This is a genomic window from Catellatospora sp. IY07-71, assembly GCF_018326265.1.
Taxonomy (GTDB): Bacteria; Actinomycetota; Actinomycetes; order Mycobacteriales; family Micromonosporaceae; genus Catellatospora.
In genome coordinates this window covers 2,462,850-2,476,101 of the sequence record NZ_AP023360.1, presented here as the reverse complement: position 1 = coordinate 2,476,101, position 13,252 = coordinate 2,462,850, and the positions used below count along the sequence as shown (strand labels likewise).

General features: G+C 71.7%; 8 protein-coding genes. 2 read left to right on the top strand and 6 right to left on the bottom strand.

The genetic code is table 11. From position 1 onward, the window contains the following. Positions 1–17: 17 nt before the first annotated feature. On the bottom strand, positions 18–5,030 hold the full coding sequence (locus CS0771_RS11145; protein WP_212840913.1) for an NAD-glutamate dehydrogenase: 5,013 nt from the start codon (positions 5,028–5,030) through the stop codon (positions 18–20). Between the two features lie 201 nt (positions 5,031–5,231). On the opposite strand from CS0771_RS11145, the gene CS0771_RS11140 reads away from it, so the two are divergent. Both CS0771_RS11140 and CS0771_RS11135 read left to right on the top strand, forming a co-directional pair. Beyond that, complete coding sequence (locus tag CS0771_RS11140; RefSeq protein WP_212840912.1) at positions 5,232–7,145, top strand: penicillin-binding transpeptidase domain-containing protein; 1,914 nt, start codon at positions 5,232–5,234, stop codon at positions 7,143–7,145. A 147-nt stretch (positions 7,146–7,292) separates the two neighbouring features. After that, complete coding sequence (locus CS0771_RS11135) at positions 7,293–8,264, top strand: hypothetical protein (protein ID WP_212840911.1); 972 nt, start codon at positions 7,293–7,295, stop codon at positions 8,262–8,264. 136 nt (positions 8,265–8,400) lie between these two features. Here CS0771_RS11135 and CS0771_RS11130 read toward each other — a convergent pair whose 3' ends face one another. From CS0771_RS11130 to CS0771_RS11110, 5 genes are all read right to left on the bottom strand, one after another. Further along, on the bottom strand, positions 8,401–8,799 hold the full coding sequence (locus CS0771_RS11130; protein ID WP_212840910.1) for a hypothetical protein: 399 nt from the start codon (positions 8,797–8,799) through the stop codon (positions 8,401–8,403). Continuing rightward, entirely contained in the window at positions 8,792–9,148 is a 357-nt protein-coding gene (locus tag CS0771_RS11125; protein ID WP_212840909.1) for a hypothetical protein, read from the bottom strand. The genes CS0771_RS11130 and CS0771_RS11125 overlap by 8 nt, the downstream gene beginning before the upstream one ends. Before the next feature lie 177 nt (positions 9,149–9,325). Further along, the gene (locus CS0771_RS11120; protein WP_212840908.1) at positions 9,326–10,306 is read right to left on the bottom strand and encodes an arginase family protein; all 981 of its coding nucleotides are present in this window, start codon (positions 10,304–10,306) and stop codon (positions 9,326–9,328) included. 27 nt (positions 10,307–10,333) lie between these two features. Further along, on the bottom strand, positions 10,334–11,278 hold the full coding sequence (locus CS0771_RS11115; RefSeq protein WP_212840907.1) for a tetratricopeptide repeat protein: 945 nt from the start codon (positions 11,276–11,278) through the stop codon (positions 10,334–10,336). A 149-nt stretch (positions 11,279–11,427) separates the two neighbouring features. Further along, positions 11,428–13,101 (bottom strand): methylmalonyl-CoA mutase, encoded by a 1,674-nt coding sequence (locus CS0771_RS11110; RefSeq protein ID WP_212840906.1) that lies wholly within the window; start codon positions 13,099–13,101, stop codon positions 11,428–11,430. Positions 13,102–13,252 lie beyond the last annotated feature (151 nt).

The following is a 13,252-nucleotide window of genomic DNA, read 5'->3' as shown; positions in this document are numbered from 1 at the left end:
ACGCGGGAGGGTTGGGGTCAGGCTGCGGCGGCGGTGCGGACCAGGGTGCGGATCTGGCGGAGCAGGACCGACAGGGGGGCCAGGTCGGCCTTGGCGCCGTCGAGTTCGGCGATGGACTTTCTCGCCTGGGCGATGGCGTTGGCGTTGTGCTGCTCCCACTGGACGACGCGTTGCTCGGCGGTGCCCGAGGGGGCGGCGGCGAGGACTTCGGCGGTGAGGGCAGCCAGGGCGGCGTAGAGGTCGTAGCGCAGGGCCATTCTCGCCAGGGTCTGCCAGCGGTCGTCGCGCGGGAGCATCGAGATCTTGGTGAGCAGGTCGTCGATGCGGAAGCGCTCGGAGAGGACGAAGTAGACGCCGGCCACCTCGTCGAGGTCGCGGCCGGTGGCCGTGGCGACCTCGACGACGTCGAGCAGGCCGAAGCTGTAGAGCGTGCGGGCGCCCCGCTCGGCCAGGTCCCGGGGTGCGCCCAGGGCGGTCAGCTCGGCCTCGTGCTCGGCGATGCCGGCCCGCTCGGCGCCGACGAACATGTCCTTCATCCGCGGCATCAGGTCGGCCACGCCGGGCCTGAGCTTCGCGATCTCGCCGGGCACGTCCAGTGGGGCGCGCCGGTTCTGGATGAGCCAGCGCACCGCGCGGTCCATGAGCCGCCGGGCCTTGAGGTAGACGGCGGTCTGGGCGGCGGTCGGCACCACGTTGTCGGTCGCCTCGACGGCGGCCCACAGCGCGGGCAGGTCGAAGACCTCCCAGACGATCTCGAAGGCGCGCAGCACCTCGGCGGCGGGAGCGCCGGTCTCCTCCACCGCGCGGTGGATGAAGGTGATGCCGCCCCGGTTGACGGTCTCGTTGACCAGCACCGTGGTGACGATGTCGCGGCGCAGCCGGTGCTCGGCCATCTGCTGGGTCATCCCGCGCAGCGGCGTCGGGAAGTAGTCGGCCATCGTCTGCGCCGTCCACGCCTCGTCGGGCAGGTCGGACTGGACGATCTCCTCCTCCAGCACGATCTTCACGTACGCCATCAGCACCGCGAACTCGGGCGTGGACAGGCCCTCGCCGTTCTCGCCGCGGGCGGCCAGCTCCTCGTCGGTGGGCAGGCCCTCCAGTGCCCGGTCGAGCTTGCCGGCCCGCTCCAGCTCGGTGATGAGCCGGCGGTGCACGGGCAGCAGCGACAGGGTCTGCGCGCGGGCGTTGCCGAGCGTGGTGGCCTGGCCGTAGTTGTCCCGCAGCACCAGCTCGGCGACCTCGTCGGTCATGCTGGCCAGCAGCTCGTTGCGGGCCTGGAGGGTCAGGTCCGGGTCCGCGCCGAGCAGGATCTTGATGTTGACCTCGTGGTCGGAGCAGTCCACCCCGGCCGAGTTGTCGATGAAGTCGGTGAAGATCCGGCCGCCGTGGCCCTGCGCGCCGCGGCGCGCGTACTCGATGCGCCCGGCCTGGGTGAGACCGAGGTTGCCGCCCTCGCCGACCACACGCGCGCGCAGGTGCGCGCCGTTGACCCGGATGGCGTCGTTGGCCTTGTCCCCCACCTCGGCGTGCGACTCGGTGGTCGCCTTGACGTAGGTGCCGATGCCGCCGTTCCACAGCAGGTCGACCGGGGCCAGCAGGATCGCCTTCATCAGCTCCGCCGGGCTCATCGCGGTCACCGTGTCGGCCAGCCCGAGGGCCGCGCGCACCTGCGGGGTGATCGCGATGGACTTGGCGGTACGCGGGAACACCCCGCCGCCCTCCGAGATGAGCGACGTGTCGTAGTCGGCCCACGAGCTGCGCGGCAGGTCGAACATGCGCCGCCGCTCGGCGTAGGAGGCCGCCGCGTCCGGGTTCGGGTCGAGGAACACGTGCCGGTGGTCGAACGCGGCGACGAGGCGGATGTGCTCGCTGAGCAGCATGCCGTTGCCGAACACGTCGCCGGACATGTCGCCGACGCCGACCACGGTGAAGTCCTGCGTCTGGGTGTCGTGGCCCAGGTCGCGGAAGTGCCGCTTGACCGACTCCCACGCGCCGCGGGCGGTGATGCCCATCTTCTTGTGGTCGTAGCCGGCCGAGCCGCCCGAGGCGAACGCGTCGCCCAGCCAGAACCCGTACGAAGCGGAGATCTCGTTGGCGATGTCGGAGAACGTCGCGGTGCCCTTGTCCGCGGCGACCACCAGGTACGGGTCGTCACCGTCGTGGCGCACCACGTCCAGGGGCGGCACGACCTTGCCCGCGTCGAGGTTGTCGGTGATGTCCAGCAGCGCCGAGATGAACCGGCGGTAGCAGGCCACGCCCTCGGCCTGGTACGCGTCCCGGTCGGCCGGGGACGGCGCCTGCTTGAGCACGAAGCCGCCCTTGGCGCCCACCGGCACGATCACCGCGTTCTTGACCATCTGCGCCTTGACCAGGCCCAGGATCTCGGTGCGGAAGTCGTCGCGCCGGTCCGACCAGCGCAGGCCGCCGCGCGCCACCGCGCCGAAGCGCAGGTGCACGCCCTCGAAGCGGGGCGAGTACACGAAGATCTCGAACTTGGGCCGGGGCGCGGGCAGATCCGGGATGGCCTGCGGGTCGAGCTTGAACGCGATGTACGACTTGGGCCGCCCGTCGGCCGCCTTCTGGAAGAAGGAGGTGCGCAGCGTCGCCTGCATCAGCGTCAGGTAGTTGCGCAGGATGCGGTCCTGGTCCAGGCTCGCCACCTGCTCCAGCTGGCGGCCGATCGCCGAGATCAGCTCCTTGGCCTGGCTGCCCCGCTCGGCGTCGGACAGGTGCAGGCCGGGGTTGAACCGGGTCTCGAACAGCGCCACCAGCATCGCCGCGATCTGCGGGTACGCCGTGAAGGTCGACTCCATCGACTCCTGCGAGAAGACGGTGCCCGCCTGGCGCAGGTACTTGGCGTACGCGCGCAGGATGACGACCTGGCGCCAGGTCAGGCCGGCCCGCAGCACCAGCTCGTTGAAGCCGTCGACCTCCGCCTCGTGCCGCCACGCGGCGGCGAAGGCGTTCTCCACGTGCGCGCGCACCTCGGCCAGGTCCCGCGCGCCGGCGGGCAGCTGCAGGCCGAAGTCGTACACGAACACGGTCGCGTCGGGGCGGCGCACCTCGTACGGCCGCTCGTCGGTGACCCGCACGCCCAGCGAGTGCAGCACCGGCAGCACCGCCGACAGCAGCATCGGCTCGCCGTGCCGGTACACCTTGAAGCGCACGTCGTTGCCGGGCGTGGTGGCCTCCACCGTGCTGCCCGCGCCCGCGGTGAACTTGCGCCGGAACAGGTGCATCTCCAGCTGGCCCGGCTCCTCCAGCAGCTCCAGCTTGGCCAGGTCCTGCGCGGCCTCGTAGGGCAGGTGCCCGTCCTTGTAGGTCTCCGGCAGCGCGTCGACGTAGCGGGTGGCCAGCAGCCGGGCCTGCTCGTCGCCGACCTTGCGCTCCAGCACCAGCCGGAAGTCGTCGTCCCAGTTGCGGGTGGCGTCGCCGAGCATCTCGGCCAGCGCGTCGACGTCCACGTCGCCGGGCGGGTCGTTCGGGTCGGTGCGCACGATGAAGTGGATGCGGGCCAGGTTCGACTCGCTCACCCGGGTGGTGTAGTCGACGCCGACGCCGTTCAGCTCGCGCAGCAGGATGTCCTGCATGGCCAGCCGGTGCGCGGTGGTGAACCGGTCCCGCGGCAGGTAGATCAGGCAGGAGATGAACCGGCCGTAGCCGTCGCGGCGCAGGAACAGCCGCAGCTGGCGGCGGCCCGCCATACGCAGCACGCCGGTGACCGCGTGGTAGAGGTCCTCGGTGGTGATCTGGAACAGCTCGTCGCGCGGGTAGGTCTCCAGGATCTCCACGAGGTCCTTGCCGGAGTGGCTGCGCGCGGACAGGCCGGAGCGCTCCAGCACGCTGTCCACCTTGCGGCGGATCACCGGCAGGTCGCGCACGCTGGTGCGGTACGCCGCCGATGAGAACAGGCCCAGGAAGCGCCGCTCCCCGTCGACGTTGCCGTCCGCGTCGAACGTCTTGAACCCGATGTAGTCCAGGTAGGCGGAGCGGTGCACGGTGGCCCGCGAGTTCGCCTTCGTGATGATCAGCAGGCGCTTCTCCAGCGCCTTGTGCTGCGCCTCCGGCGTCATCGACGCCAGCGCGCGGACGGTGGAGCCCTCGTCGTCGCGCAGGATGCCCAGGCCCGTGCCGGGCACGGCCCGCATCAGGTCGGTGCCGTCGCCGGGCACATGGACCAGCTCGTACTCGCGGTAGCCGAGGAAGGTGAAGTGGTGGTCGGACAGCCACCGCAGCAGCTCCACCGAGTCGGTGATGTCGCGGTCCGGCACGGGCAGCTCGGCGCCGGAGATCTCGTCGGCCAGCGCCAGCGCCTGGGCCCGCATGCGCGGCCAGTCCTCGACCGCCTTGCGTACGTCGCCCAGCACCCGCTCCAGGTCGGCGCGCAGGTGTGCCAGCTCAGACTCGTCCCGGATGGCGCCGACCTCGATGCGCATCCAGCTCTCGATCAGGTCGCCGGGGATCGCGTCGTCGGGCTCCACGTCGGCGCAGACCTCGGTCAGCGTGCCCGCGTCGTCGCGGCGCACCACCATCACCGGGTGTACCAGCAGCTGCACGTCCTTGCGCGCGGACAGCGCCGCCGTGACGGAGTCCACCAGGAACGGCATGTCGTCGGTGACCACTTCCACGACGGTGTGGCGCGGTTGCTCCGACTGGGACAGGCGCAGCCTCAGCTCGCCCGGCTTGCGCTGCTGCGCCAGCTCACGGTGGGCGCGGGCCGCCTCGACCAGGCGGGCGGGGGTCAGGTCGACCAGCTCCTCGTCGGGGGCGAAGCGCCAGTAGCGCTGCACGAGCTGGGCCTCGGCCAGCCGGTCGTCAGCCAGGCTCGGTGTGTCGGGGCTGCCCCCGGCGGCCAGCGCGACCGCGGCCGCGATCAGGCGCTCGCCGTTGGGCAGCGGCTCGTCGAGCTCGCTGTCGTCGAGGTCGTCCGGCCGCGCGTGCGGCCGCCCCTCGACCCGGATGGTGTCACCGCTCGCCCCGGCTTCGACATCAGCGGAGGCACCGCCGTCGACTCGGCCGCCAGACTCCATGAGAAAGCACTCCCCTTCGCCCACCACGCTGTGGGTCGTTGGTGGGACGGGCCGTTGCAGGGGCCGTCCCGTCGTCAACCCCAGCCTAGCCAGCACCTGCCGCCAGGCACGCGTTCGGGGGCCACCGACACCGCGCCGGGCAGTCCGCTGTCGGACAGCACGGGTTCCCACGGGCAGGGCTCCTTACGGCACAATGCCCGCATGGCTCTGCGCGCGAACGTACGCCGTCCCAAGATTGTCCTCTCCCTGGTGGCGGCCTCGCTGCTGTTCCCGGCACTCGCCGCCTGCTCGAAGGACGACGGCCCGGAGCCGATGCTCGACGCCTTCCTGGCGGGCTGGAAGTCCGGCTCCTTCACCGACGTGAGCTTCGTGCGCGCCTCCGGCGAGCGGGTGGACGCCGCCGCCGTGGCCACCGAGCTGAAGGCGCTGGAGGGCACGTTCAAGGACAAGCCGCCGGCGCTCACCAAGCAGAGCCCGCGGGTGGAGAACGCCCTGGCCTTCGCCGACGTCGCCGTGTCGCAGCCGGTCACCGACAAGGTCACCTGGGAGTACACGACGAGCATCCGGATGACCAAGGGCAAGGACGGCTGGCAGGTCATCTGGGAGCCGGCCGTGGTGCACCCGAAGCTGACCAAGGGTGACGAGCTGGAGGTGCGCCGCAAGTCCGCGGCGCGGGCCGGGGTGCTGGACGGCAAGGGCGACGAGATCGTCAAGCCGCGGCCGGTGAAGGTGATCGGCGTGCAGCCGCGCGACGTCACCGACCTGGACAAGCTGGTCACCGATCTGGCCGCGCTCTTCAAGACCGCCAAGATCGATGCCGGCACGAGCGACCTGGCCGCCCGGGTCAAGGCCGCCAAGCCGGACGCCTTCGTCGAGATCATCACCCTGCGCCTGGAGGCGTACTCGCCGATCGAGGCCGAGTTCACCGCCCTGCCCGGCACGGTGACCCGCGACGAGCAGTGGCTGCTCGCACCGAGCCGCACCTTCGCCCGCGCGGTGCTGGGCACGGTCGGCCCGGTCACCAAGGAGATCATGGACAGCAAGCCCGGCGTGTACGCCGTCGGCGACCAGGCCGGGCTGGGCGGCCTCCAGCGCGCCTACGACGACCGGCTGCGCGGCGCCCCGGGGCTGAGCGTCGTGTCGACCCGCAAGGCGGCCGACGGCACCCGCCAGGACACCCCGCTCTACACCATCGAGGCCAAGGCCGGCGAGGCGCTCAAGACCACCCTCGACCCGGCCGTCCAGCTCGCCGCCGAGAAGGCGCTCGGCTCGGTCAAGCAGCGCAGTGCGATGGTCGCGATCCGGATCAGCGACGGCGCGCTGCTCGCCGTCGCCAACAGCGGCGACGACAACCTGGCCTTCACCGCGCAGGTCCCGCCGGGCTCCACCTTCAAGGCCGTCTCGGCGTACGGGCTGCTCGACGCGGGCAAGGTGACCGCGAACCAGATCGTGCCGTGCCCGAAGTTCTTCACCGTGGACGGCCGCCAGTTCAAGAACTCGAACTTCATGGAGCTGGGCAGCGTCCCGTTCCACACCGACTTCGCCAAGTCCTGCAACACCGCGTTCGCCTCGCTGGCCCCGCAGCTCGGCCCCGAAGGGCTGGCCGCCGCGGGCAGCGCGCTGGGCCTCGGCCAGACCTGGGACCTCGGCTACCCCGCCTTCACCGGCCGGGTGTCGGCCGGCGGCAGCCCCACCGAGCTGGCCGCGGCCGTCTTCGGCCAGGGCCAGACCATCGTCAGCCCCGTCGCCATGGCCGGCGTCGCCGCCGCCGTCGCCCGCGGCCAGTGGAAGCAGCCCGTCCTGCTGCTCGACCCCGCTCCCGCCAAGGCCGCCCCCGACGGCCCCGCCCTCAAGCAGACCACCCTCGACCCGCTGCGCGCGATGATGCGCGAGGTCGTCACCGTCGGCACCGCCACCGCCCTCAAGGACGTCCCCGGCGGCCCCGTCTCCGGCAAGACCGGCACCGCCGAGTACGACGACAACCCCGCGCACACCCACGCCTGGTTCATCGGCTGGCAGGGCGACATCGCCTTCGCCGTCTTCGTCGAGAACGGCGTCAAGCCCAGCGAAACCGCAGTCCCCGTGACCGAGAAGTTCCTCCGCGCGATCCGCTGACCCCGCCCCACCCCTCTCCCGCGGCGATCTTGCACGAACTGTGGGTACGACACGCTCTTTCCGGGCGTAAGGTCAACCGTTCGTGCAAGATCGATTGGATCTTCGGCGGTCAGCGGGGTGCGGGCGGAGCCGATACGGTGTGGCGCCATGTGGCCGTTCCGCAAGAAGACCGTCGCCGTCGCCGAAGACGACCAGCCCGAGATCGTGTTCGACCCCTTCCTCGGCGACGCCGAGGCCCGTCGGCTGAGCCGGTTGCTGGGCGAGCGTGACTGGCCGGCCGCCCGCGCGATCATCGACAACGCCGACCCGGCGGCGTACGGGTTCTACGTCGGCATCGCCTCCTCCAAGCAGGGCCTGCCGGAGTGGATCGACGACGCGATCCGCACCGACCCCGATCCGGTCCTGCCGCTACTGGTGAAGGGCCTCATGGCGATCAGCTGGGCCTGGGAGGCGCGGGGCAGCGGCTACGCGAACACGGTCTCGGAGGAGGCCTGGAAGGTGACCCGCCAGCGGCTGACGCTGGCCGAGAACTGCCTGGACGAGGTCGTCGACCGGGACCCGAAGAACGTGGAGGCGCTCGCGGGCCTGCTCACCCTGGCCAACGCCCGCTCCAAGGGCCTGGACGAGCTCACCCGGCGATACGAGGCCGTGATCGCGGTCGACCCGGTCCACACCGACGCCCACTGGGCGATGCTGCAGGCGCTGTGCCGCAAGTGGCACGGCAGCTCGGAGCTGATGTTCGCGTTCGCCCGGGAGAAGGCCGCCGCCCACCCCGGCACCGCCCTGCCCGGCCTGGTCGCCGCCGCCTACCTGGAGGAGTGGCTCGACAACGACCGCGACTACGACTACATGGAGGGCGCCGGCATCGGCGACGAGATCGCCGCGGCCGCCCACGCCTCGATCCTCCACCCGGACTTCCGCCCCGACCCCGAGACCCCGCGCCTGTGGAACACGTTCGCCATGGCACTGTCCATGTCCGACCGGCTCACCGAGGCGGAGTACTGCTTCACCCGCATCGGCGACACCCTCGTCACCCGCCACCCGTGGAGCTACATGGGCAAGCCCGGCCCCAAGTACCTCAAGTGGCGCTCCTGGACCCACACCACCCTCAACCCCTGACCCGACCCACCGGCGCCGATCTTGCGTGAACTGCGGGTACGACATGCCCATTCCGGGCGAAGTCATCACAGTTCACGCAAGATCAACACGATCTTGGTTGGGTACCCGATCAGCGGGGCGGGGTTGCCCTGGGCGGTCAGGCTGAGGCGGGTTCCCGGCGGCGCAGCCAGATCAGGCCCAGCACGGGCAGCACGAGCGGCAGGTAGCCGTACCCCTCGCCGAAGCCGGACCAGACGGTGGCGTCGGGGAAGTCCTGCGGCTGGAGCACGCTGAGCGTGCCGACGGCGAGCACGCCGATCAGCTCGACGGCGAAGCAGGCCTGGGCCAGCCGCCGCCCACCGGCGTCGCCGCGCACCAGGCCCACCGTGGCCACGATGTAGAGCACCGCCGCCAGGGCGCTGAGCAGGTACGAGACCGGTGCCTCGCCGAACTTGAGGATGATCTGCACACCCGCGCGGCAGGTGGCCGCAACGGCGAACAGGCCGTACACGAAGACCAGCACCCGGCCCAGCCCCGTGTTCACTGGCCTAGGCACCGAACACCTGCCCGATGCGCAGCACCAGCACCGGCACGATGAGCGCGGCCACCCCGACGATCAGGCTGCCGAACCGGGTCGGCTCCATCCGGCCCACGATCCACGCGCCCGCGGGCAGCAGCAGCATCGTCAGGGCATACCCGAGGAAGGTGGTGATCTCCACCGGCGTATGCCCGCCGATCCAGCTCACGACGGCCGCCCCGACCAGCACGACGGCCGCGACGCTGACCACGATCGTCCCGATGAACTGCACCCGGTCCGGCGCGCGGTTGCGCGCCGCCGCGAGCAGCGCGAGAGCGGCCAGCAGCAGGGCGACGATCGTCGTCACGGTGGACAGCACAGCAGGCATGCGCGCAACCCTAACCCCGAGGCCGCCGCACCCCACGCCCCCCTCCACCTCCCGTATCCCCCGCCACGCCCCGAACCTTGTCGATCATGAAGTTAGGGGAGCGACACGCCGTCGAACACGCCCCTAAGTTCATGATCAACGCAGCAGGGCGCGGGGGCGGGGACCGGGGAGCCGGGGCTAGGCGACGGCGCGGGGGGTGGGGGTGGCCTTGCGGGGGGCGGGGACGCGGGGTTTGGCGGCGCGTTTGGGCGGGAGGAGGGGGGTCAGGCCGGTGGTGAGGGCGGCGACGAGTTCGGTGGCGTAGCGGCCGTCGGGGTCGTGGTCGGGGTCGAAGACGGTGATCTCCATGCCCAGGCAGTCGGTGGTGTTGACCAGGCCCGCCAGCAGGAGTTCGAGTTCGGTGAGGGCGATGCCGCCCGCCTCGGGCGCGTCGACGGCGGGCATGACGGCGGGGTCGAGGACGTCGACGTCGACGTGCACCCAGTAGCCGGCGCAGTCGGCCAGGCGCTCGCGGGCCCACTGGGCGGTGCGGCGGGCGCCCTCGGCGCGCACGGCCGTGGCGGGGCGGACCGCGAAGCCGGCGGCCTGGAGATCGAGCCGGTACTCGTCGTGCTCGCGGATGCCGAGCACGACCACGTCGGTGTCGCGGAAGTAGGGGCGGCGGCCCTCGATGCCGGCCAGCTCGGTCTGGCCCCGGCCGGTGACCAGGGCGAGATCCTCGCCCGCGGCGGCGCCGACGTACGGCGCGTTGCCGGGGTGCCGGAAGTCGGAGTGCCCGTCCACGAAGACCAGCCCGATCCGGCCGCCGACCTCCTCGCCGAGCCGGCGCATGGCCAGCGCCGAGCCCAGCAGGATCGAGCAGTCCCCGCCGAGCACCAGCGGGAACTCGCCGCCGTCCACGATCGCGCCGATCCGCTCCGCCAGCCGCACGCTGTACGAGTGGATCTGCGCCGCGTGCGCGACGCCGTCACCGGGCCGCCAGTCGCCCGGGTCGTAGCGCGGCGGCGTCAGGCAGCCCGCGTCCCGGGCGTCGAGCCGGGTGAGCAGCCCCTTGTCGCGCAGCGCGCCGGGCGCCTTGGCGCAGCCGGGCACGGAGGTCTCGGTCGGCGGGCGCAGGCCCAGGTTCGACGGCGCGTCGAGTACCGCGATGCGGCGCATACACCTCTCCCCCGGGCCCTCTTCCGTCTAGAACAAAGCGCTGGCCAGGGCGCGTCGCGCGGTCGCCACCGCGGGATCGTCCGGCCCGGCGACGGCGAACAGCGACACGAGGTGCTGCCGCACCGCCTCCCGATCGTCACCGTAGACGCGGCGCACCAGTTCCACCAGCCGCCGATACGCCTGCTCCGCCTGACCGGCCAGCACCTCGATGTCAGCCGCCTTCAGCTGCGCGGCCACGTCGTCGGGCGCGGCGTCGGCCGCGGCGACCGCGGCCTGCGGGTCCACTCCGGCCACCCGCTTGGCCAGCACCACGTGGGCCAGGCCCGCCTCGGCCGCGGCGTCCTTCGGCGAGTCCGAAAGAATCTTGCGGTACGCCCGCTCGGCCTCGTCGAGGTCACCCATGATCAGTGCCTCGTCGGCGGCCTCCAGGCGCGGGTCCTCGGGCACGGCCACCTCGACGCCGCCGGCGCGCAGCACCGCGTCGAGCCACTGGCGCAGCTGCGCGGCGGGCACCGGCCCGGCGAACGCGTCGATCGGCTGCCCGCCGACCACGGCGTACACGGTGGGCACGCTCTGCACCCGGAACATGGCCGCCAGCCGCGGGTCGGCCTGCACGTCCACCCGGGCGAGCACCCAGGAGCCGCCGTCGGCGGCGTTGAACTGCGCCAGCGCGTCGGCCAGCTGCTGCACCTCGGGGTAGCCCGGCGCCAGGAACGCCACCACCACCGGGGTGGTCATCGACCGCTGCAGCACCTCGTCCTGGACGTTGGCCTCGGTCACGTCCACCACGACGCCGCCCCCCGCGGGCGCACCGGGGAAACCGCCGTTGCCGGGGCCGCCGGCCTGGCTCGCCGCGGGCGCGGCCTGCTGCTGCGCGGCAGCGGACTGGGCCGCCTGGTTGCGGGCGGCCAGCGCGCCGAGGTCCACGGCGCCACGCGTGAAGATCGACTGTCCGGGTCGGAGATCGCTCATGGTTACCCAGTCTCCCACGCCGGTGACGAACCCCCCGCAAAGCTCCCCCCTGCCACGATGATCACGACGATCTTGCGCGAGCTGTTAGCGATTCGCCCCTTTTGGGCGTGTCGCACCCACAGCCCGCGCAAGATCGCCGCCACGCAGGGTTAGAAGCGCGCGGGTTCGCGGTAGACGCCCCACTCGTCGCGCAGGGCGTTGCAGATCTCGCCGAGGGTGGCTTCGGCGCGGCAGGCGTCGAGCATGGCGGGGACCATGTTGGCGCCGGTGCGGGCGACCTCGATCATCTTCTTGAGGGCGGCGTCGACGGTGGCCTGGTCGCGGTCGGCGCGGCGGCCCTGGAGCAGCTTGACCTGCTCGCGCTCCACCTCGTGGGAGACCCGCATGATCTCCAGCTCCTTGGCGATGGTGCCGGTGTGGCAGTTGACGCCGACGATGCGCTTGAGGCCCTCCTCCAGCGCCCGCTGGTAGGTGTACGCCGAGTCGGCGATCTCGGAGGTGAACCAGCCGTCCTCGATGCCGCGCAGGATGCCGCTGGTGATGGTGCCGTCGGTGCCCCGGTCCTTGATACGCTGGAAGATCGCCTCGGCCTCGGCCTCGATCTTGTCGGTGAGCGCCTCGACGTACCAGGAGCCGCCCAGCGGGTCGGCCACGTTGACCACGCCGGTCTCCTCCATCAGCACCTGCTGGGTACGCAGCGCGATCTCGGCGGACTCGTCGGTGGGCAGGGCGAGGGTCTCGTCCAGGGCGTTGGTGTGCAGCGAGTTGGTGCCGCCGAGCACGGCCGACAGCGCCTCGACCGCGGTGCGCACCACGTTGTTGACGGGCTGCTGAGCGGTGAGCGAGACGCCCGCGGTCTGCGTGTGGAAGCGCAGCCACTGGGCCTTCTCGCTGGTGGCGCCGTACACGTCGCGCATCCAGCGGGCCCAGATGCGGCGGGCCGCGCGGAACTTCGCGATCTCCTCGAAGAAGTCGATGTGCGCGTCGAAGAAGAAGCTCAGGCCGGGCGCGAACACGTTCACGTCCAGGCCGCGGGACAGGCCCAGCTCGACGTAGCCGAAGCCGTCGGCCAGCGTGTACGCCAGCTCCTGCGCGGCGGTCGCCCCGGCCTCGCGGATGTGGTAGCCCGACACCGACAGCGGCTTGTACTTCGGGATGTGGTGCGCGCAGTACTCCATCAGGTCGCCGATGAGGCGCAGGTGCGGCTCGGGGTCGAACAGCCACTCCTTCTGCGCGATGTACTCCTTGAAGATGTCGGTCTGCAGGGTGCCGTCAAGCTTGCTCAGATCGGCGCCCTGGCGCTCGGCGGCGACCAGGTACATGCAGAACACCGGCACGGCCGGGCCGGAGATGGTCATCGAGGTGGTGACGTCCTGCAGCTTGATGCCGTCGAACAGCACGTCCATGTCGGCGGCCGAGTCGATGGCGACGCCGCAGTGGCCGACCTCGCCCAGCGAGCGGGCGTCGTCGGAGTCACGGCCCATCAGGGTCGGCATGTCGAAGGCGACCGACAGGCCGCCGCCGCCCGCGCCGAGGATCAGCTTGTAGCGCTCGTTGGTCTGCACCGCGTTGCCGAACCCGGCGAACTGGCGGATGGTCCAGGTCCGGCCCCGGTAGCCGGTCGGGTAGAGGCCCCGGGTGAACGGGAACTCGCCCGGCCAGCCGATGTTCTCGAAACCCGGGTAGTCCACGCCGGCGGGCGGGCCGTAGAGCGGCTCGACCTCGACGCCGCTGAGCGTGGTGAAGTCCGCGTGGCGCTTGTGCGCCTTGTCGTACCGCTGCTGCCAGCGTTCGCGGCCTGCGGCGATCTCGTTGGCGTCCACGTTTCCTCCCGGGTCTTGATACCTGGATCACAGGATTTCGAGCACAGCGTAGCCCGCAGCCCTGAACGATCGCTAAGCCCTGGGCTACCCGCCGGTCAACAAGTGGTGAGTGACCTCTTTCACACCCGTGGATTCCTCGTTACCATCCGGT

Bases quoted from the DNA above. Each gene is read 5' to 3' on its own strand.
- CS0771_RS11140 (WP_212840912.1), top strand. From the start codon at position 5,232: ATGGCTCTGCGCGCGAACGTACGCCGTCCCAAGATTGTCCTCTCCCTG.
- CS0771_RS11145 (WP_212840913.1), bottom strand. From the start codon at position 5,030: ATGGAGTCTGGCGGCCGAGTCGACGGCGGTGCCTCCGCTGATGTCGAA.
- CS0771_RS11135 (WP_212840911.1), top strand. From the start codon at position 7,293: ATGTGGCCGTTCCGCAAGAAGACCGTCGCCGTCGCCGAAGACGACCAG.
- CS0771_RS11125 (WP_212840909.1), bottom strand. From the start codon at position 9,148: ATGCCTGCTGTGCTGTCCACCGTGACGACGATCGTCGCCCTGCTGCTG.
- CS0771_RS11115 (WP_212840907.1), bottom strand. From the start codon at position 11,278: ATGAGCGATCTCCGACCCGGACAGTCGATCTTCACGCGTGGCGCCGTG.
- CS0771_RS11120 (WP_212840908.1), bottom strand. From the start codon at position 10,306: ATGCGCCGCATCGCGGTACTCGACGCGCCGTCGAACCTGGGCCTGCGC.